At 62.5% G+C, this 20,636-nt stretch carries 15 protein-coding genes; 11 read left to right on the top strand and 4 right to left on the bottom strand.

Features of this window, described 5'->3' with window-relative positions:
• Positions 1-136 precede the first annotated feature (136 nt).
• A complete protein-coding gene (locus K9L28_00075) occupies positions 137-490 on the bottom strand; it encodes an MTH938/NDUFAF3 family protein (GenBank protein MCF7934727.1) in 354 nt (117 codons plus the stop codon).
• Positions 487-1,335, bottom strand: coding sequence for an ABC transporter substrate-binding protein (locus K9L28_00070; protein MCF7934726.1), 849 nt, complete (start codon positions 1,333-1,335; stop codon positions 487-489). Before K9L28_00070 ends, K9L28_00075 begins: the two co-directional genes overlap by 4 nt.
• 136 nt (positions 1,336-1,471) lie before the next feature.
• Here K9L28_00070 and K9L28_00065 point away from each other — a divergent pair, with 136 nt between their 5' ends.
• Both K9L28_00065 and K9L28_00060 read left to right on the top strand, forming a co-directional pair.
• A complete protein-coding gene (locus tag K9L28_00065; protein MCF7934725.1) occupies positions 1,472-2,584 on the top strand; it encodes an aminotransferase class I/II-fold pyridoxal phosphate-dependent enzyme in 1,113 nt (370 codons plus the stop codon).
• A gap of 36 nt (positions 2,585-2,620) precedes the next feature.
• Positions 2,621-3,616 (top strand): ornithine cyclodeaminase family protein, encoded by a 996-nt coding sequence (locus K9L28_00060; protein MCF7934724.1) that lies wholly within the window; start codon positions 2,621-2,623, stop codon positions 3,614-3,616.
• A 54-nt stretch (positions 3,617-3,670) separates the two neighbouring features.
• On the opposite strand, the gene K9L28_00055 is transcribed toward K9L28_00060, so the two are convergent.
• Positions 3,671-4,333, bottom strand: coding sequence for a response regulator transcription factor (locus K9L28_00055; protein ID MCF7934723.1), 663 nt, complete (start codon positions 4,331-4,333; stop codon positions 3,671-3,673).
• A gap of 2 nt (positions 4,334-4,335) precedes the next feature.
• Positions 4,336-5,427: a PAS domain-containing protein gene (locus tag K9L28_00050; protein MCF7934722.1), complete on the bottom strand. Its 1,092-nt coding sequence runs from the start codon at positions 5,425-5,427 to the stop codon at positions 4,336-4,338.
• A gap of 321 nt (positions 5,428-5,748) precedes the next feature.
• Between K9L28_00050 and K9L28_00045 the strand changes: the two genes are divergently transcribed.
• From K9L28_00045 to K9L28_00005, 9 genes are all read left to right on the top strand, one after another.
• The gene (locus K9L28_00045) at positions 5,749-6,735 is read left to right on the top strand and encodes a TRAP transporter substrate-binding protein (protein MCF7934721.1); all 987 of its coding nucleotides are present in this window, start codon (positions 5,749-5,751) and stop codon (positions 6,733-6,735) included.
• A 108-nt stretch (positions 6,736-6,843) separates the two neighbouring features.
• Positions 6,844-7,335 (top strand): TRAP transporter small permease, encoded by a 492-nt coding sequence (locus tag K9L28_00040; GenBank protein ID MCF7934720.1) that lies wholly within the window; start codon positions 6,844-6,846, stop codon positions 7,333-7,335.
• Positions 7,336-7,347: 12 nt separating this feature from the next.
• Positions 7,348-8,634: a TRAP transporter large permease gene (locus tag K9L28_00035; GenBank protein MCF7934719.1), complete on the top strand. Its 1,287-nt coding sequence runs from the start codon at positions 7,348-7,350 to the stop codon at positions 8,632-8,634.
• Between the two features lie 20 nt (positions 8,635-8,654).
• Positions 8,655-9,884 (top strand): hypothetical protein, encoded by a 1,230-nt coding sequence (locus tag K9L28_00030; GenBank protein ID MCF7934718.1) that lies wholly within the window; start codon positions 8,655-8,657, stop codon positions 9,882-9,884.
• Positions 9,881-10,915, top strand: coding sequence for a 4-hydroxythreonine-4-phosphate dehydrogenase PdxA (pdxA, locus tag K9L28_00025; protein MCF7934717.1), 1,035 nt, complete (start codon positions 9,881-9,883; stop codon positions 10,913-10,915). Before K9L28_00030 ends, pdxA begins: the two co-directional genes overlap by 4 nt.
• Positions 10,916-10,934: 19 nt before the next feature.
• The gene (locus tag K9L28_00020) at positions 10,935-12,092 is read left to right on the top strand and encodes an iron-containing alcohol dehydrogenase (protein MCF7934716.1); all 1,158 of its coding nucleotides are present in this window, start codon (positions 10,935-10,937) and stop codon (positions 12,090-12,092) included.
• Positions 12,093-12,546: 454 nt separating this feature from the next.
• Positions 12,547-17,079 carry an acyl-CoA dehydratase activase-related protein gene (locus tag K9L28_00015; protein ID MCF7934715.1) on the top strand — a complete coding sequence of 1,511 codons (4,533 nt, stop codon included), beginning with the start codon at positions 12,547-12,549 and terminating at the stop codon, positions 17,077-17,079.
• A gap of 134 nt (positions 17,080-17,213) precedes the next feature.
• Positions 17,214-19,661: a homocysteine S-methyltransferase family protein gene (locus tag K9L28_00010; protein ID MCF7934714.1), complete on the top strand. Its 2,448-nt coding sequence runs from the start codon at positions 17,214-17,216 to the stop codon at positions 19,659-19,661.
• A 70-nt stretch (positions 19,662-19,731) separates the two neighbouring features.
• Entirely contained in the window at positions 19,732-20,574 is an 843-nt protein-coding gene (locus K9L28_00005) for a hypothetical protein (GenBank protein MCF7934713.1), read from the top strand.
• Positions 20,575-20,636: the final 62 nt, after the last annotated feature.

Genomic DNA, 20,636 nt, shown 5'->3' with positions numbered 1-20,636 from the left:
CTGCTGTGCAAAGAATCCCGCACAACGCGGATCTACTGTAGCAACAGGACGTAACGGGAGGGTTACCGCCGGATGGAGGTTGGGTAACAAAGCTGCATCCGGCGGTTGAAGACAGAGAGGGTTCTGGTCTGGCTCGTCAACAGGTGATGTGGAAGAGACCGACCTTCTTTCCCTCCGACTCGTTGAAAAACTGGATGGCCCGGGGCGTCGGCAGCAGCACAACGTCCACATGGTGCTCCCGGAAGAAGGTCTCCGCCTCTCCGGAGAGCCGCACCAGATCGTTCTGTCCCGTGCCCACCACCAGCTGTTCGCAGCCCTCTTCATAGACATGCTCCGCCTCATCGCGGGAGATGATGTGGGATGTCCCGTAGTGCGCTTTGGAAAGCTTCTTCTTGCGTTTTTTCACAGCCCCCGACAGCCGGATCAGAACATCCTTCTCGTAGCTCCTTCCGTCGATGGTGATGGAACCGAAACGCGTCGATTCGATCATCTCGAACACCTCCATTCCATTCCCGACCCCTCGCTGCGGCCCCTGTCCCGGTCCCAGGGAACCACGGCGACAGGTGCTCCTCCAAAGAGCCCGCACAGCGCGGCGAGCAGGTAGACCACCCTGTGGGAGTTCCGGCACACCAATGCACAGGGAAGCCGCAGTAACCTACCGGACCTTCCGAATCCATGGTTTTCAAGGCACCGTTCCGCCGCAGTCTCCATTGTACCCCCCTCTGAACGGTAGGTGCAGAGAAGCAGCGCGTCCACGACCCGACGCGACACCTCGGAAAAGGGGGTGCGGAAATAATGCTCCTCCCGTTCGCCGAAGGGCACCTCGCCTCCAGCTTCCTGGATACATCGGCCCTGGAGACTCCGGGGTCCCGCCACAATCAGCGAGGGTTCTTCCGGGTCATCGACGCAGTCGAGGACGCGGAGCACACGGGGGCGCCTCTGGATTCCCTCTGCTTTTGTCTGGATTGTTCTGCGCTGTTCCTTTATCCAATGTTGCAAGCGGGCGGCACGATCCGCACAGTGGGCGGACTCGCCCAGGGCAGCGACAAGCTGCAGGATATCGGCGACAGAGTGGCAGTCGCAGGGGATTCGCACCGTGCCGCCCCAATCCTTCGGCGGCAACCAGCGGTCATGAAAGAAGGGGGAATAGAGCACGATATCCGGGCGGATCCTCCGGATCGCTTCGGTATCTACATGGAGCATGTCTCCGACGGCAGGAAGACTCCGGCACTGCAGCGGCCAGTCGCAAAACCGGGAGACCGCAGCCAGGTCTCCCTCAATTCCCAGTGCGTAGACCAGTTCCGTGGCAGAGGGGAGCAGGGACACAATGCGCATCACGTCACCTCTTTTCATCGTCGGATGCAGCAATCCCAGGTATTATGCGGGCCCTGCGGTTGTGCGGCATTCCCAACGCCTGTATTGTATACTTGTCTCAACATATCCTGCACACCTCAGGGAGGTGTCACGAACCATGAAATATCAGCGTATGGCCATGGAAGAGGAATCGCCGGAACAGCTTGGGTATAACACAATCCGCAACAACCTCACCGAAAGCTCCGTCCGCGACCGCAGTCTCGGCGAACTGGGGGTCACCATCGATGATATGCTCCTCCCCTACGGGGACCATCTGGGCAAACCCGAGCTCCGCGAGGCGATTGCCGCCGATGTGGGCCCCCCGCTCTCGGCCGGACAGGTACTCATCACCGCCGGGGCCGCCACCGCTCTGTTCATCGTTGCCACCAGTCTCCTGGAAAAGGGCGAACATATGGTGGTGGCCAGACCCAATTACGCCACGAACATCTCCACTCCCGAAACCATCGGGGCGGATATCAGCTACCTGGACCTCGATTTCGAGGAAGGCTTCGCACTCGATATCGAACGTCTCAACAGCATGGTCCGACCGGAGACACAGTACATCAGCCTCACCTATCCCCACAATCCCACGGGGACCATGCTGAGCAGGGAAAAGCTGGAGGCGATCGTTGGCATCGCCGAATCGCAGGGATGCTATCTCCTGTTCGACGAAACCTACCGGGAGCTCACCTGCGGCACCCCCCTTCCCGTCGCGGCGAGCCTCAGCGACAGGGTCATCAGTGTCTCCTCCATGTCCAAAAGCTTCGGCATTCCAGGTATACGGATAGGGTGGCTCATGACGGCGAATCCCGAACTCTTCAATACCTTTCTTGCCGCCAAGGAACAGATCGGCATCGCCTCCAGCGTGCTCGACGAGGAGATCGCCTACCAGGCGTTTGCAAGGAGGGGATCACTGCTCCCGGCCATCCGGGACTATAACCGGCAGGCCCTCGACAGGGTGCGCGACTGGATGCAGAAGGAACCCAGGATGGAGTGGGTGGAACCGGAAGGAGGTGTGGTCTGCTTCCCGGGAATCAGGGAAGGCCTGGGCATCTCCGTCGACCGGTTCTACAGGGAACTCAACACCACCCACGGGACCTATGTGGGGCCCGGACACTGGTTCTCCATGCCCCGCCGCTTCATGCGTGTCGGATACGCCTGGCCCACTCCGGAGGAGCTTGGCCGGGGACTGGAGTCCATCTCCCGCTCCCTTGATGCCGCGACCCCGTAACAACAGGAACAGAGACGACAAAGGAGGGATCTCACAATGTATTCGCTTCGTATCATCAACCGCGATGAATTGCAGGAGCTCCTCACCATGGAGGACGCCATCGAGGCCGTTTCGGAGGCCTACCGGCTTTTTTCGACCGGTCAGGCGGGTATCTTCCCCTCCATTATCCACGAATTCGACCCCGGACGGAACGATATGGACCTCAAAGCCGGGTACATGGATGGAGCGGGGCTCTACGGCCTCAAGGTGATGAGCACCGTTGCGGACAATCCCGCCAGGAGGGATATGCCTGAGCTGTCAGGCCTGGTGGCGGTCTTTTCCATCGAAACGGGGACACCCCTGGGCCTCCTCGACGGGACGGGGATCACCAACACCCGTACCGGCGCTGCCGGTGCGGTGGGGGCCCGGAATCTGGCGAGGAAGGACTCCCGGCATCTTCTGCTCATTGGAGCCGGCGCCCAGGGACATGCCCAGCTGGAAGGGGTGTCCAGGGTGCTTCCTGCCCTCACCGACGTCACGGTGGTCAACAGGACCTACGATCGGGCCAAACGCTTTGTTGAGGCCGTCGCCCCCGATCACCCCGCCTATCACATGAAGACCGCTCCGCCGGCGGACCTTCCCGACATAGCGGGCACCGCCGATGTCATCGTCACAGGCACCTCCGCACGCTCCGCCTTACTCCAGAGCGACTGGATACGCCCGGGAACCCACATCACGGCCATCGGCACCGACATGAAGGGCAAACAGGAACTGGACCCGGAGCTCTTCCGGAAGGCGTCGGTGGTCGTCGATTCCCGACTCAACGCCCTGGACCACGGTGAAAGCCAGTATGCCTGCAACAACGGGTGGATCACCGAAGAAAGCGTTGCCGAGATCGGCGAGGTCATCGCCGGGACACGGGCGGGGCGCACCGACGATGAGGACATCACCATCTTTGACGCTACCGGGATGGCGCTCCAGGATATCCTCACAGGGAACATCGTTCTGCAGAGAGCGGCCGAAAAGGGTGTCGGCACGGTGGTCTCCATCTGACCGTCCGCACACACCGCGGAAACTCCGGAGCCACCCGCGGGAGGGACCGGCGGCCTATCCCTCCCTTTCGGGCGGCTCCACAAAACCGAGCCGCATGGCCTGGCAGACAAGCTCTGCGAAGTTGCGGCAGTGCAGTTTTTCCATGATGTTCTTCCGGTGGCTGTCCACGGTGTTTCGGCTGATGTGGAGGGTGTCGGCGATCCCCTTGGGCTGGTATCCCGCGGCGAGCAACCGGAGCACCTCCTCCTCCCTGACCGTCAGTGCGGATTCCCGACGTCCACCGGCGGAACCCAGGATTTTGAGGTACTGCTTGACCACCAGCCTGGTCACAGGCGGACTGAGGAACATGCCGCCATCCATCACCGAATGAATGGCCGTGAGGATCTCCTCCGAAGGGGCCTCCTTCAATACATACCCAACGGCCCCGGCCCCGAGCATCTCCGCGACCATCCGTTTGTTGAGGTGCATGCTGAAGGCGATGACGTAGGGGGCTTCCTCCAGCTGCTGCAGCTCCATGGTCAGTTCGATCCCATTCATGTCGCCCAGCGAGAGATCGGCGATGACCACGTCCGGGGTATGGCGCTTTACCGCTGTCAGGGCTTCCGCACCGCTGCGGGCCGTCGCCACCACCTCGAAATCCCCCGCTCCTTCAAGGTTGTTCTGCAAACCGTCAAGCACAATGGCATGATCGTCCACGAGTATAATCCGGATAGCCAATATCAGGTATCCTCTCTTCCCTGAGCGGTAAACGGTGCCTGGAGAAGCACCGATGTGCCTTTCCCCTGCCCGGCATCGATCTGAAGGGCCCCTCCTAACGCGCGCAGGCGCTCCCTGATACTGAAGAGCCCAAAGGATTTCCGTTTCGCCGCCTGCTCCATATGCTTTTCCGGCGAAAAGCCGCGCCCATTGTCCTCCACAAGAATTTGAATCCTGTCCCGGCCCTTCTGGATCACTATGCGGACCTTGGTCGCTCCGGCATGCTTCACGACATTGACAAAGACCTCACGCACCATCTGGTAGAGCAGAACCCGGACATCCATGGTTTCCGCTACGTCCATCCCCTCTTCGCTGAAGGAGAAATCAAGGCCATTGCCTTCAAGAAGGTGCTCCGCCAGCGATTCCACCGCCGCTCCGAGACCCACTTCGTAGAGCAGCGGGGAACTGATCTCGAAGGTCATCGTCCTGGTATCCCGGATGATCCTCTGGATATCCCCTCCAAGTTCGTTGCCGCGGCGTTGCAACACCGGGTCTGCCGAAAGGGCCTGGAGACCCCGTACCCCTTCCAGCACCCTGGCCAGGGAATAGCCGATTCGGTCGTGGAGTTCCACGGCTATCCCCCGTCGGGTCTTTTCTTCGGTGAGGGAGAGCTCCGTGGCCAGCTGGCGCAGGGTCTCCCGGTAGGAGCGGAGTCGTTGCTCCCCTTCGCGGAGCGCCTCTTCGGCCCTTTGTCTTGCTGTGGAATCGAGAAAAATCACAGCCACCTTTCCCGGCGCCGGAACAAAGGAGAGGGCGCGGAGATAGCGTCCCGTCTCGCGGTTCCAGCCCTCCCGCCGGGCCGGGTCCCCCGTCTCCGCCGCCAGGTCGATCACCTCCGTCCAGAGGGATTCGGTCTCCGGCCAGATCTCCGCAAAGGTTCTCCCCATCACCTGCTGCCGGGAGACATTCATGATCTCCTCGTAGGCGTTGTTGATATCCAGGAAGACCCTGTTCCAGTCCTTCGTCGGCTCTTCACGTTGCACACCATAGAGTGCAAAGGGTTCGGCCATCCTCTCGAAGACCTTTCGGTACAGGGTGTCGTAACCAGTTTGCACGGCTCACCACCCCCCTCGGCGTGGGCTGCAATGAAGACTCCCGGTGGCGCAACAGCTTCACCGCAGATATTGTATCACTGAGAAGCAAATCGAATTCCTCTGATTGCCGAGCAGATTTACCCATTAAGGTATTGTTCCTGCTTTTGTTTTGAAACACAGTTGCCCCCGTCAGGGGGTGCGTGCTAAAATAACTCAAATGATTGTACAACAACCAGGAGGGGGAGGTGGTGTATGCCGACAGACAGCAGTGGGTAGAGAGAATGAGCACCAACAGGAGGCAGCACACGACGCAGCCCTATGACACAAGGAGGTATGTCTGAAATGAGAAAGACGCTTTTGATTCTTTTGGCCGCGGTCCTTTCCTTCAGTTTCGCCGGAATCGCCTTTGCCGCCGACGAACCGACAGTGCTCCGGGTGGCCCACACCATCGCCCCGGATTCCCACTATCAGAAAGGTCTCGAACACCTCGACAAACTCCTCAAAGAAAAGACAGACGGCCAGATTCAGCTGCAGATCTTCCACTCCGCCCAGCTCGGCTCCGAGCGTGACGCCATCGAGGGTGTCGCCATGGGCACCCTGGAGATGACGCTGGTCTCCTCCGCCCCGCTCGCCAACTTCACAGACAAATTCATGATCTTCAACCTTCCCTTCATCGTCCGTGACCGGCAGAAGGCCTACGAGTGGATGGACGGTCCCGACGGGCAGAAGATCCTCGATTCCATGCAGGGAAGCGGCATCAAGGCTCTGGGAATCTGGGAAAACGGGTTCCGTAATATCACGAACTCCGCGCGCCCCATCCAGAAGCCGGAGGATCTCGACGGCCTGAAGATCCGTCTCATGGAGAATCCCATCCATGTGGCCACCTTCAAGACCCTCGGGGCCTACCCCGTCCCCATGCCCTTCGGCGAGCTCTTTACGGCGCTCCAGCAGAAGACCGTCGACGGCCAGGAAAACCCGCTCATCATCATCTACACCTCCAAGTTCTACGAGGTGCAGGATTACGTCAGCATGACAGGGCACTTCTACGCCCCCGCCGTCCTCCTGATCAACAAGAACTTCTGGGACAACACCTTCACAGAAGAGCAGCGCGAAGTCTTTCTGGAATGCGAGAAGAAGGCCCGCGACTGGGAACGCCAGTACAGCATGAAGACCGAGAAGGAGCTCGCTGCGAAGCTGAAGGAAGAGGGCATGAAGATCAATACCCCCGACAAGGCTCCCTTCGTCGAGGCTGTCCAGCCCGTGTACCAGCAGTTCCAGGACCAGATCGGGAAAGAGCTGATCCAGAGCTTTGTGGACGCCCAGAAATAAAAGCACCACTCCGCTTTGCTGATGTCAACATAACTGTGAACCGAGTATAGTGAAGGGTCCCGCATCCGTGCGGGACCACTTCATGATACACACTGGGGGCATGTACCGATGAAAGCCTTTTTCGACCATTTCGAGGAATACGCACTGCTGGTTCTCTTTCCCGCCATGGTTGCCGTTGTCTTTACGGCCACCCTGGCGCGCTATCTCAACCTCTTCCAGATGTTCTGGGGCGAGGAGCTGGCCCGGTACATCATGGTCTATATGGCCTATATCGGAGCCGGCCTGGGCATGAAACGGGGGGCCCACATCGGGGTCAGTTTTATCGTCACCCGGTTCAAGAGTCCGGCCGTCAGAAAGTGTTTCCACTTTATTCGGCTTCTGGTCATCCTCTTTTTCTGCTCGGTGATCATCCTCTTCATGAAACGGATCATCGGCAGCCAGGTCAACATGGGACAGACCACCCCGGCTCTCTTCATTCCCATGTGGATCCCCTACGCAGCTGTTCCCTTCGGTATGGTATTGATCGGGATCAGGGCGATCCAGGCCTTTTTCATCACCAGCAGAGAGATGTCGGCGCTGGAAGAGACACGGGAAAGCTAGGGGGCGAAGGCAATGGCACTTATCATGTTTGGTTTGCTCATCGGACTCATCTTCTTCAACATCCCCGTCGCCGTCAGTATCGGCCTCGCCTCCATGGCGGGGATGCTGTTCAGCAATCTCCCTCTCAACCCCGTGGTGATCGCCCAGCGGATGTTCACCGCCGTGGATTCCTTCCCCTTCATGGCCATTCCCTTCTTTATGCTCGCCGGGGGCATCATGGAGCATGGGGGGATCTCCAAACGTCTGGTCCGCCTCGCCTCCTCCATGGTGGGCAGTCTTCCCGGCGGTCTGGGGCTCATCACCGTCCTCGCTTCGGCCTTCTTCGGCGCTATCAGCGGCTCCAACCCCGCCACGGTCGCCGCCATCGGGGGGATCATGGTGCCGTCCATGATCAAGAAGGGATACCCGCCGGCCTTTGCGGCGGCCGTCGCCGCAGCGGGCGGAACGCTGGGTGTGGTCATCCCGCCTTCAATCCCCATGATCACCTATGGGGTTGTGGCGGGTGTCTCCATCGGCGACCTCTTTCTGGCGGGTTTCGGACCGGGCGTTTTGCTCGCACTGACCCTGAGCATCGTCATTGTGGTGATGTCCAAGAAACTCAATATCCCCAAAGAGGAGAACCTCGGCCTTGGAGAATTCTTCTCGGCCTTCAGGGATTCCATTCTGGCGCTCTTCATGCCCATCATCATTCTCGGCGGGATCTACGGCGGGATCTTCACCCCCACCGAGGCGGGCGCCGTGGCCGTGGTCTACAGCCTGCTGGTCAGCATCTTCATCTATCGGGAGCTGGGACTGCAGCAGATGCACACCATCATCGTCAAGGCGGGAATCGCGAGCTCCGTGGTCTTTTTCGTCATCGCCACCTCACAGTCTTTCTCCTGGCTCATCACCGTCGGCCAGGTCTCCCAGCAGATCACCGACGCCATGCTGGCGATCTCGGAGAACCCCGTCGCCATTATCACCATGATCAACGGGATCCTGCTTTTCCTGGGGATCTTTCTGGAAACCCAGGCGATCATCCTGCTGGTCGCGCCGATCCTCATTCCCATCGTGGCGGTCTTCGGGATGGATCCGATCATGCTCGGCGTCATCATGGTGGTGAACACATCCATCGGGATGATCACGCCGCCCATGGCCGTCAACCTCTTTGTGGCCTCCTCGCTGGTTGAAGAGTACGGGGTGACCATCGAAAAGATCTCCCGGCATGTCATCATCTTTCTCCTGGCCGAGATCGTGGACATCCTTCTGATCAGCAATATCCCGGCGCTCTCCGTGGGAATCCTGCGCTTCTTTAACTGACAGGGACATCAGGTGGTGCAATGGACAGGCACAGTTCGGAATTCACCGTATTCTGCGATGACCTCACCGGAACCTCGGTCCAGTCGATCCTGCTGAAAGCGAAGGGGCTCTCGCCGACACTCCAGGTACACCCGGAGTGCCTGCAGGGCGCCGGAGCGCAGCGTACCCCGTCGCTTCTGGTGGTGAACGCGCACACCCGGGGCAGCGACCAGGCCACTGTGGAGAACCGTTTCCAGGCCCTCCTGCGGGCCCTGCCGCCACATCGCCGATGCGCCAAACGCATTGACACCACCCTGCGGGGACACCTCTACAGGGAGACCGCCGCCCTTCTGGAAGCCTACCCCCGCTCGGTGGCCCTGGTGGTCCCCGCCTACCCGGCGTCCGGACGGACCACCATCGGCGGCTACCAGCTGCTCAACGGTTCACTCCTCGAACGCACGGAGGTGGCCGCCGACCCACTCTGGCCCATCTCCACCAGCTATGTGCCGCACTACTTTCAGGGACGCTACCCCCTTTCCATGCTGCCCATGGAGGTTGTCAGAACCGGCACGGGGGGGATCGCCAAAGCGCTCTCCGGCATGGCTGGTACACACAGGATCATCATCGCCGACGCCCAGAACGACGCGGACATCGAGGCGATCGCCGGGGCGGCCGCTTCCCTCCGGACTGCATTCATCCCCGTGGATCCCGGACCGTTCACCGCGGCGTATATCTCCCGCATGTCTTCACCCCGACGGGCGAAGACAGCTCTGGCCGTGGTCGGCAGCACCTCCGCGGTGACCCGCAATCAGCTGGATTATCTCGCCGGCAGGCTCAATGTCCTGTTCTACCGGTTCTCCACCGACCTGCCGGTGGAAACGTCCCGGGAAGAGTGCCGGCGGTTTGTAGAGGACCTCGACAGAAACGCCGCGGACCTTCTCGTCATCCAGCCGGAGGGCCCTGTGGTCCGGGGCCGCGAAGAAGCCACGGTGCGCCGGCTCTCTCAAGCAGGGGTGTCGGCGATGGAAACCCTGCGCCGGGATCTGGCCGGAGTGATCCTCTCCGGCGGGGATACCGCCATGGGCGTCTTCTCCCAGCTCGGCGCCGACTTCATCGCACCTGTGACGGAGCTGGCGCCGCTGATGATGGGAGGACGGATCAAGGGCACGGAATACAACACCCTGAAGGTGGTCACCAAGGGCGGTCTGGTGGGCGGTGAGGACGGTCTCTACAGGGCCTTACAATGGATACGACAGGAGGATTCGGAATGAACAACAGGCAACCTATAGCGGTCACCATGGGGGACCCGGCCGGTGTCGGCCCGGAGATCGCCCTGCAGAGCCTCCGGGAGGAACGGGTCTGGGAATGCGGCCGGTACCTTCTGGTGGGCGACCTGAAGGTTCTGAAGGCGGTCAGGGACCGGCTGGGACTCGATGTTGGCCTCCAGCCGGTCGACCCCTATCGGGAGAACATCGACGGGGATCCTTCCCGCATCCCGGTGATGGATCTCGGGATCGTCACCGATGTGGGGGAACTCAAGGTAGGCCAGGTATCGGCCCTTGCGGGCCGGACAGCCGTGGAATGCATCAGCACAGGCGTTGACCTGGCGCGGCGGGGCCTCGTCAAGGGGATCGCCACCACGCCGATCAACAAGGAAGCCCTCAAGAAGGCAGGGTACCACTACATCGGCCATACGGAGATGCTCGCCGAACTCTCGGAGAGCAGCGACAGCGTCACCATGTTCCTGGTGGACAGCATGAAGATCTTCTTCCACAGCCGGCACATGTCGCTCAAGGCGATGATCGAAGGGCTCTCCGTAGAGGGGGTCCTCCACTCCATCCAGCTCGCCGACCGCTGCCTGGCGTCACTCAGTATCGAAGAACGCAGGCTCGCCCTGGCGGCGCTCAACCCGCACGCCTCGGACGGCGGGCTCTTCGGCGACGAGGAGGCGCGGTTCCTCGCCCCCGCTGTGGAGCAGGCCCGCAAAATGGGGATCCACGTCTCCGGCCCCGTCCCGGCGGACAGCGTCTTCCACATGGCCCTGAACGGGAAGTTCGACGCGGTGATCTCCCTCTACCACGATCAGGGACATATCGCCGCCAAGACCTACGAATTCTACAAGACGGTGAGCGTCACCTTCGGTCTCCCCTTTATCCGCACATCCGTGGACCACGGCACAGCCTTCGATATCGCATGGAAGGGCGTCGCCAATCCGGTAAGCATGGAAGAGGCCATTGTCGCCTGCTGTTCGCTGGCGGACCGCTACAATCCCGATGTGCTGCAGGGCAAACCCGAGGAATAATGTCAGGAGGTCACAGCAGATGAAACGAATCGCCTACTACTCCCCTCCGGCCCTGCTTCTGGGCCGGGACATCCACAGGGAGCTCCCCGAACAGCTTTCCGGTCTCGGCTGTTCCCGCCCTTTTGTCATCACCGATCCCGGGATCGCCAGGGCGGGGATTCTGCAACAGGTGCTCGATGTACTCCGGGAAGCAGGTATGGAACCCGGCTCCTTCGACGGTGTCGAACCGGAGCCGGCGCTGGAACTGACCGAGCAGGTGGCCTCCCGGATCGCCGACGGCCCCTGGGATGTGCTGGTCGGACTGGGCGGCGGCAGCTCCATCGACGTCACCAAGGTGGCGGCGCTGCTGGCGACCAACGGCCCGCCGGCCAGACGGTTTGTCGGCGTCAATCAGGTTCCCGAACCGGGGTTGCCGACGGTGATGCTGCCCACCACGGCCGGAACAGGCTCGGAGGTCACCAGAATCGGCGTCTTCGGCCTTCAGGATGAGGGAGGAATCAAAAAGGGCATCGTCAGTCCCCATATGCTGGCATCCCTCGCCATGATCGACCCCTCCTTCACCTATTCCATGCCGCCGAAGGTGACGGGCCATACCGGCATGGACGCCCTGGTCCACGCCATCGAATCCTACGTTTCGCGGGGTTCCAACGACTTCACCGAGGAGCTGTCGCTCTCGGCCATCGAGCTGGTGGGCCGTTATCTCCGGAAGGCTGTCGCCGACGGGGAGGATGAGGAAAGCCGGTACTACATGTCCCTGGCCAGTCTCAAGGCAGGCCTGGCCTTCGCCAACGCCGGGCTCGGGGCCGTCCACGGGCTGAGCCTCACTCTGGGAGGCCAGTACCATCTGCCCCACGGCCTTGTCAACAGCCTCATGCTGCCCTATGTGATGGAGGCCAACCTGATGAGCGAACTCGAGAAGTACGCCGACATCGCCGAAGCCCTGGGTGAAGCGACAGAACACCTCTCCCTCCGCGAGGCGGCGGCGACCTCGGTAGATGCCGTGCTGGCTCTGGCGACGGACATCGGCCTTCCCACCAGACTCCGTGAGGTGGAGGTCCCGGAAGAGGCCCCCTCTTCCATGGCCCAGTCTGCGGTCAACGAAACCCGGCTGCTCTCCAGGAATCCCAAACAGCTGGATATCGGGGAGATCGAAGGGATCTACAGGAACGCCTGGTAGAGAACAGCAAAAGGGGGGCGGACATCCTTCGCCCGCCCCCTCACCCTCCGAGGCTCCTCATTTTGCTTTGTGGAGTACCTGCTCGTTCCTCCTCACCGGGGGAACGCCCGACATGCTGGAGACGACAGAACCCCGAGAATGCCATCGGGGTGAACGCAGAGCCGCGACCGATGCCCCGGGTATTCCCCGCCGAAAGGTCGAACCCACTCCTCGATACCGGCACCCCAGCCATACCGCTGCAGCAAACCGGCCCACATACAGACATCCATGCTTCACTCCCATCCAGCCTATGGTCACACCAATCGACTGCCCCCTATCCTGCACATATAGTCGTGACGACAATGTCTTATTCTCGGTGCTGTTCCGATCCAGGGAGCTACACATACCGAGCCTCCAGGGATATAATAGGGACAAAGAGGGCACCAAATACCAAACAAAAAGGAGCATAGCCACTGTGGGCATTCAGATACATCTGGGCATCGATATCGGTACCGCCGCGATCCACTGCATCGGGGTTTCACCGGATCGAAACATTGTGATCGCTCCCGCCCCTGTGCTCCATCACGGAGATCCCCTGGGGTGCCTGACCGCACTCCTGGAGGTTCTTCCCCGTCAGCACCCCGATTGCACAATCATCGACACCTCCTTCACAGGCTCGGGCAGCGCACTGTTGCCGCAGGTGTTTCCCGAGATCCTGCATGCCCCGGAGCCCCTCTCCCTTCCCCGGGGTATCCTCGCTCTGGCCGGTGGGGAGTGCTATCTTCTGCACAGCGGGGCCAAGGATACCTTTTTCCTCCACGTGGCCGACCGGGAGGGCCGGCCGCTGCTGGTCGACTGGGGCACAAACAGCAAATGCGGCGGAGGCTCCGGGACGCTCCTGGAGAAACAGATACGGCGGCTCTTTGAAACCCCCGCGTTGGCTGGACGGGCACAGAGCGAGTCCCGGCAATGGTTTCTGCAGGGACGCGCCGACGAGCAGCTCTTTGGGCAGGCCACCGAAGCCGCGCAGAACCATGAAGGGGAATCGGGCTACAACGCCCGCTGCGGCGTGGTGATCCAGTCGGACGTGATCCACGACCAGAACGAAGGCGCTACCAAGGGCTCGATCATGGCCAAGCTCTTCGACACCGTAGCGGCCAACATGTGCAACGACGTGATCGGCAACCGAACCCTCAAACAGGATGTCCCCCTCTTCGCCTCCGGTGGGCTCTTCGCCTTTCCGGCGATCCGGCGGGGCCTGGCGGACAAAACCGGGAGGGAGGCACGGTGTCCCCAGTACTTCCACAGTCTGGCGGCTCTGGGGATCGCCCTGATGGCACGAGACCGGAACCATGCCGCGCTGCTCCCTCTCGACGAACTCTGGAGGGTCACCGAGGCCGCCAAGAGAGAGCGGCGGTACGCACCGTCTCTGCGCACCGCTCTTCCCAAGGTGCACACCTACGATACGGAACGGGCAGAACAACCCGTCCCCACCTGCTCCGGCGACCCGGAGGTGGTCATCGGCGTGGACGGTGGTTCCACCACCACCAAGGCGGCGGTCATCGACTACCGGACCGGCCGTCTCCTCGACAGCTGCTACTACAAGACATCCGGCGACCCTCTGGGTGCGCTGCAACGCATCCTCGAAACCTTTTCTTCCTCCGCCGATATGTGGAGTGTCAAAGGGATCTGCACCACCGGTTCGGCCCGCAAGCTCTACGAACGGGTTCTCCTCAGCAACCGGAGGCGGCAGGAGATCGAGCAGAAAGGCATGTCGAGCCTGGATTGCGCCGTCGACGAGATCACCTGCCACGCCAGGGGGATCAAGCACTGGGACAACGATATCGACACCATCTTCGAGATCGGCGGCCAGGACATGAAATTCACCTCCTTCCGACGTGTCGCGGGAAACGCCTCCGACGAGGTGGCCGAGGCACGAATGAACTACTCCTGCCAGGCCGGCGCCGGCCAGACGCTGGAGAATATGGCCGGCTTCCTGGGCTTCGATGTGGAGGATTCCCTCCAGGAGGCCGCGCTGCGTGCCGAAAGGGTGCCCCTGATCGACGCCACCTGCGGTGTCTTCATGGAGATGGAGGAACAGCGGCTCATCGCCGAGAATTTCTCCCGCGACGAGATCGCCGCCGCCATCGTCCGGGCCACGGCGGCAAGCTATTTCGACAAGTTTGTGGGCGGGCCGCAGCACGTGCAGCAGCGCTGCTCCGCCCAGGGAGGACCCACACTGGGGAAGGCCTTCCTGGCCGCCCTGGCCCAGGTCACCGGCACGGACATCCATGCCTATCCCCACCGCGAGCTCTTCGGCGCCTACGGCGCCGCACTCTGGCTGCGGCAGGCCATCGAGGAAGCGGAACGTCAGGGCCGGGAGGTGCGCTCCGCCTTCCGGGGCTGGGCAACAAAAGACATGGAGTTCCACCAGGAGAGCATCACCTGCCGGGAGTTCTTCGGGGAACGCTCCTGTGGACAGCGGAACTGCGAACTCACCGTTTTCACCATCGGGGACGAACAGGTGGTCTCCGGGGGGTTCTGTCCGCTCGGCAACAGCGAAAGCGGACGGCAGGACGAGAAGACAGACTACGTAGAGATCTACCATCGGCTGCTGGAACGGCATTTCGACGGGATCACCTGCGGGGAGCTGGAGGGAGCCGCTCCCGAAGGCCCGACAATCGGCATCCGGCGCAGCAGCGTCACCGTCGGCGAGCTGGCGGTCTGGAGCTCCGCCCTCTTCCGGAAACTGGGCTTTCTCCCAGTGCTTTCGCCGATTACGGACGGCAGAATATCCTCGCTGGGGAGCAGCAAGGCCTCGACGGATTTCTGCATCGCCATGAAGATCGCCGCCGGCCACGCCGCCTACCTCGCCGGGCGGGAGGAGATCGACTACATCTTCACCCCCAGTCTGATCGACGTGAAAGACGAAGCCAGAGGCGAGCCGGAACGGACCTACTGCATCTTCACCAAGGCGGAGAGCTTTATCGTAGAAGACATGGCGGATATCGACCGAAACCGCCTGATCCGGCCGGTCTGGCACCTGGGGGAACCGGAGCAGGTCGCCCGGGAGCTGCAGGACGAGCTGAAACGCCACGGGCACACCCCTTCGCTCCGTGCCGTCAGGGAAGCCATGGACTATGCCGACGAGCGCATGAGAGGGTTCCACGACACCCTCGCCAAGGTTGGCGACTCCTTCCTGCACAAACTCGAAGAGAGCGACAGCTACGGTTATGTGGGGCTGGGACGGGACTACGTATTGACCGACCCCGAAGCCAGCTCCAATACGGGGCGCATGTTCGCCAGGACCCGGGGCATGGAGTATATCCCCCAGATCTTTCTCGAACATCGATACAGGGAGGTCCCTGTGGACGACCTGGTGGAAAACGAATACTGGATCCAGAGCGCCCGGATCACCCAGGCGGCGATCTATACCGCATCGCATCCGCGGCTCTTCCCGATCCGACTGATGAACTTTGCCTGCGGTCCCGACTCGATCAAGTTCTCCATGGAAAGCGAGATCTTCAACCGGGCAGGCAAACCCTTCCTCCATCTGATGACAGACGCCCAGTCCAACAACGCGCCCTTCGTCACGCGGGCCGAGGCCCACCAGCGGGTGGTGGCCCAGCAGGCCCACAGCTACGGCGAACAGCCCCTGGAGGCCTTCAACTTCAAACGCCGGGCGCTGACCGACAAGAAAAAGGGCAGAACCTGGCTCATCCCCTATATGGGCCACGGGAGCACCTTCGGTACCGCCGTACTCAGACACCACGGGATCGACGCCTCCGTACTCCCTACCAACACCACGGCGGCCCGGGAGATCGCTTCCCGGCTGATCCCCATGGAGACCTGTTTCCCGCTGAAGGGGGTAATCGGCGACATCCTTGCCTATCTGGAAGGGGAATCGGAGCGGAAAGGCAAGGAGAGGGTGAACAAGGAATATACCGTCTTCCTCCCCACCACCAACGGTCCCTGCCGATTCGGGAAGTACGTGGAGATCCTGGGTTTCCTCATGGATCAGCTGGGGTACGGGGAGATCCCCATCGCCTCCCCGTCGACCCAGAACGGCTATCTGGAATCCCAGATTGTCGATGTGCCCGTCAGCTTTTCGGCCCGCGCCGGCATCGCGTTCCAGGAGGCACAGGCCCTGCATGCCGCGGACCTCTACGACGAGCTCCTCCTCCGCTACCGGCCCTACGCCGCGGACAGGGAGGCCTTTGCGGCTTCGGCCGAGAAACGGCGGGGTGCCCTGATCAATCTCATCGAGCAGAAGGGCGCACGCTTCGGAGCCATCAAGGAGTGGGCCAGGGAAACGGCACAGATATTCAGAGATCGGTGCACCGAGCCCGACAGACGATTCCCCCTGGTGCTCTATATCGGAGAGATCTACATGCGCCAGCACGACCCCTACACCGCCTCGGTGATCGAGGAGCTGGAACGTCAGGGGCTGGAGATGATCAGGGGGCCCGTGACGGAGTGGATCCGCTATATCACCTGGCTCGCCACCCGGGACAGCCGGCGGCTCCTGCTCACCATCGCCGACCGGTACGTGCGGCACCTTGCCGCCCGATACCAACGGCTCTACGACTCCCTGGGACTGCAGCGCCCCTCTCTTCCCCACCCCAAGGACGTTACGGAACTGCTCGAACGGGAGGACCGGTACCACACCGCCATCACCGGCGAGTCACCGCTTTCCATAGGGCACTTCCTGGAGTTCATGGAAGGCAACATCGGCGGGAAGAAGACGCCACCGGTCTGCGGCGTCTTCCACGTGGGGCCCTTCACCTGCATGCAGGAGGGAGCCGCCACGGCGAGGATAGAGGGGCTGCTGCAGCAGGCACGGAGGAACCATCCGACGATGCTTGTCCCTGTGGTACATGCCTTCTTCGGCGACACCCCAAACAGCAACCTCTACGCCGAGATCGCAGCATTCCGGGAGCAGTGCGCGCTGAAGCACTGTGAGCTCCAGGGCGCCGGCACACCGCAGGAGGTGCGGAGCCACCCATAGCCGCAGCGCCCACAGATGCGCAGCGAGCCCCTGTTGCGCTCCCTGAAGAGGGGGAGTACACTTTGCTCGCCCGGGACAGGCCAGGGAGGTCCGTCCCGGGCGTATCGATACCTGAATGCCGGGGAGGTTCCTCCATGACCATATCCTTTGATACGCTGCTGGAGCAACGGAACACCCCTGTCCTGCTGGATGGAGGGATGGGCTCGCTGCTCGCCGAACGGGGGTGGGCTCCGCCGGAGCTCCCCGAGGAGATGAATCTCCGTGCCCCGGAGACGGTGGCGGAGATCCACCGGGCCTATGCAGAGGCCGGAGCGGAGATTGTCGAGACAAACACCTTCGGCGGGAGCCCTCTCAAGCTGATGCATCGTCATCTCGACAGCCGTACCGAGGAGATCAACAGGGAGGCCGCAAGGTTGGCACGGCGTGGATGCCGGGGTGCCCTTGTGGCCGGTGCCGTAGGCCCCCTGGGCACCCTCCTTGAACCGCTGGGCCCCCTCTCCTTTCCGGAAGCGCGGGATGCCTTCAGAAGACAGATCAGAGGGCTGCTGGAAGGCGGCGTCGATCTGATCCAGATCGAAACCGTGCTCGACCAGCGGGAGGCGAAGGCCGCTGTGGCGGCACTCAAGGACATCACCACAGCGGTGCCCTTCATGGTGAGCTTCACCTTTGAGAACCACGGACGCACCGTTACCGGCTTCACCCCGGCGGCAGCCGCCGCGTGGGCCGAGGCGGTCGGTGCTTCCGCAGTGGGCGCCAACTGCGGTGTCGGCCCCGCGGCCTATATCCCGGTTGTGGAAGAGCTGGCATCCGGCACCGTTCTCCCTGTCCTTGTCTATGCCAACGCCGGTCTCCCGGAGGACGAGGACTTCTGGAGTCCCGAGGACTACGCCCGAACCGGCGTGGAGCTTGTCAAAGCCGGGGCCGCCGTCATCGGCGGCTGCTGCGGCACCACCCCGGCCTATATCGAGACCCTGAAACGAGCTGTGGGGAGCCTCCCCCTCCGGAATCCTTCGGCACCACCGGGCGCCCGCCTCGCCGGCCGGGAGACCGTAGTCCCCTGCGGGAATGGGGCGCCGCTTGTGCTGATCGGCGAACGGATCAACCTCTCCCGCAAGTCCACCCTCCCTGACGAGGTCCGTGCGGGCGATTACAGCGGCCTCAGACGGGAGGCCAAACTGCAGCACCAGCAGGGGGCAACGGTGCTCAATCTGAACCTCGGTCTCCCCGACATCGATCAGCAAGGCGCCATGGAAGAAGCGGTGCGGACAACGGAACAGACAGCGCCCTTGCCGCTCTCCCTGGACAGCGATGATACCGAGGTCCTGGAAGCAGGCCTGCAGGCCTGTACGGGTGTTCCCCTGATCAACTCCGTCAACGCCGACATCCACGCTCTGGAAACCGGCTTCTCCCTGGCACGCCGCTACGGCGCCCTGTTGGCGGTGCTTCCCTTCACCAGCGAAGGCATACCGGAGCATGCGGAAGAGCGCCTCGCGGTGGTTCGATCTGTCCTGCAGAGGGCCCGCGAGCAAGGTTTTCCCGCCTGGCAGCTGGTGGTGGACCCCATGGTCCTCGCCGCCGGTGCCGACTTCGCGGCCCCCCGCACGACACTCGCCACCCTTCGGGGAATCAGCGGAATGGGGCTCACCAGCATCATCGGCCTCAGCAACATCTCCCACGGCATGCCCGGCCGGGCGTTGCTGAACAGGGTCTTTCTCGCCATGGCTGCAGCGGGCGGGCTCGATATGGTGATCGCCGACCCTGTCGCCGCCGGTATCGGGGAGACCACCGCCGCCGCAGATCTCCTGACCGGGCGGGATCCCCGGGGAAGGACCTTTCTTGCCTCCATGTCCGGAACGCAGACGACACCGGTCGCAGAGGCCGCTCTTGAAGCACCCCGGGAAGGGGCCACGGAGAGCGGCGCTACGGAAGGGGAGGAGGCAGAGGCACGCTTCGCGACGATCCACACCCACATTGTGGAGGGTGTCCTCGACGGTGCCGTGGAGGACGCCGACCGACACATCCGGCAGGGGACCAACCCCCTCAGGGTCATCAACGAGGGTGTGCTCCCTGCGCTGAAGGAGGTGGGGGAATACTACGAAAGGGGCGACTTCTTCCTTCCCCAGCTCGTCGCCTCGGCCGAGGTGGCCCAGCGCATCTGCGAATGCTGCTCGGCCTCGCTGGAACAGCGGGGAGAGAGGCAGCGGAAGGCCACCATCGTCCTGGCTACCGTCGAAGGAGACCTGCACGACCTCGGGAAGAATGTCGTCGCCACGGTCCTGCGCAGCCACGGCTTTGATGTGGCGGATCTCGGACGCAATGTGCCGGCCTCGACGATTGTAGAAGCCGTCAGGGAGACCGGCGCCGCACTGGTCGGCCTCTCGGCGCTCATGACAACCACCACCAAAGCCATGGAGCAGACGATCCGACAGCTCCACGAGCTGTTCCCCGGACTCCCCGTGGTCATCGGGGGCGCCTCTGTCAACGAGGCCTTCGCGGATCGGGCCGATGCCGACGGCTACGCCGGGGACGCCATCCAGGCCGTCTCCCTGGTCCAGCGTCTCCTTGACACTGCATCACGCTGAACATACGGAACAGAGTCAGGATCCTGCGTTATACCAAAAAGACAGGATCCTTCACGAAGGAGGTGGCACTATGCGCAAACAGCGGTGGATCCCGGCCGTTCTGGGGCTGTCCATTCTCCTGGGTACGGCGCTCTGCGCCTGCGCCGGGAGCGACGGCCGGCTTGCCGACTACGAGTCACTCCTCGAGGAGTACAGGTGGAAGTGGGAGCATCAGGGGCAGATGGAAGCACTGCACAGAGAGCTGGCCGCTCCCTACGGAGAGGAACCGGTGCTCCAGCTGTGGGAGCAACTCTGGAAACGGGAAGGACGGGCCAGGGCCGGGACCGCCCTGGCGCTGATCGAGCAGCTTCTTCCGGAAGGGAATCCGGAGCGGTGGAAGGAGGTCGGCGGGTTCTGGCGCCCTGAGGCCATCCCCCGTTCCCTGGCGGCGCTGGATGGGGTGATCGTGGCTGCGGAGGAGCTCCTCGCCCTGCCGGGGACCGCCTCCGACCAACTGGCCCTCTCCCTGCTCCAGGGACTCGCCGGGGACAGCACGGCGGCCTCCCTGGTCCTGCGACGGGGCCCCCAGGCGGCGCGGCGGATCTACAGCGGCCTGCAGAGGGCCCGGCTTCCCCTCCCGCCCGCCTTTCCCCGACCGCAGGAGACCATCGGATCCCTCCCTCTGGCGCGGCGCGTCCGGGAGATGATACCCATGGGGCGCGCCGTGCGCGAGGATTTTCCGTTTCTCAACGCTCTGGGCGTGCCGACATCGGGAGCCGGTCCCTATGCCTGGGACCGTGAAGAAGGGAAGATCTACAGGGTCGTGGAAGGCAACGATGAGGATCTCCTGTTCTGGTTCCGGTTTAACGGGGCATTCCCCGGCGGGCCATCGAGCACACACTACGGGGGAAGCATCTCCTTTACGATAGACTGAGCACCGCCCAGAGGGCGGGCGCCGCCGCCGGACCGATGGTCAGATTGTCGAACCGGCCCGGT

The sequence above is a fragment of the Synergistales bacterium genome (assembly GCA_021736445.1).
In the GTDB taxonomy this organism is placed as follows: domain Bacteria; phylum Synergistota; class Synergistia; order Synergistales; family Aminiphilaceae; genus JAIPGA01.
The sequence above is the reverse complement of the archived record's forward strand: the minus strand, read 5'-3'. Positions and strand labels throughout refer to the sequence as shown.

What these genes read in the sequence shown, in the direction of transcription:
- K9L28_00045 (MCF7934721.1), top strand. Translation starts at nt 5,749, where the DNA reads ATGAGAAAGACGCTTTTGATTCTTTTGGCCGCGGTCCTTTCCTTCAGT.
- pdxA (MCF7934717.1), top strand. Translation starts at nt 9,881, where the DNA reads ATGAACAACAGGCAACCTATAGCGGTCACCATGGGGGACCCGGCCGGT.
- K9L28_00010 (MCF7934714.1), top strand. Translation starts at nt 17,214, where the DNA reads ATGACCATATCCTTTGATACGCTGCTGGAGCAACGGAACACCCCTGTC.
- K9L28_00040 (MCF7934720.1), top strand. Translation starts at nt 6,844, where the DNA reads ATGAAAGCCTTTTTCGACCATTTCGAGGAATACGCACTGCTGGTTCTC.
- K9L28_00030 (MCF7934718.1), top strand. Translation starts at nt 8,655, where the DNA reads ATGGACAGGCACAGTTCGGAATTCACCGTATTCTGCGATGACCTCACC.
- K9L28_00005 (MCF7934713.1), top strand. Translation starts at nt 19,732, where the DNA reads ATGCGCAAACAGCGGTGGATCCCGGCCGTTCTGGGGCTGTCCATTCTC.
- K9L28_00070 (MCF7934726.1), bottom strand. Translation starts at nt 1,335, where the DNA reads ATGCGCATTGTGTCCCTGCTCCCCTCTGCCACGGAACTGGTCTACGCA.
- K9L28_00060 (MCF7934724.1), top strand. Translation starts at nt 2,621, where the DNA reads ATGTATTCGCTTCGTATCATCAACCGCGATGAATTGCAGGAGCTCCTC.
- K9L28_00075 (MCF7934727.1), bottom strand. Translation starts at nt 490, where the DNA reads ATGATCGAATCGACGCGTTTCGGTTCCATCACCATCGACGGAAGGAGC.
- K9L28_00065 (MCF7934725.1), top strand. Translation starts at nt 1,472, where the DNA reads ATGAAATATCAGCGTATGGCCATGGAAGAGGAATCGCCGGAACAGCTT.
- K9L28_00020 (MCF7934716.1), top strand. Translation starts at nt 10,935, where the DNA reads ATGAAACGAATCGCCTACTACTCCCCTCCGGCCCTGCTTCTGGGCCGG.
- K9L28_00035 (MCF7934719.1), top strand. Translation starts at nt 7,348, where the DNA reads ATGGCACTTATCATGTTTGGTTTGCTCATCGGACTCATCTTCTTCAAC.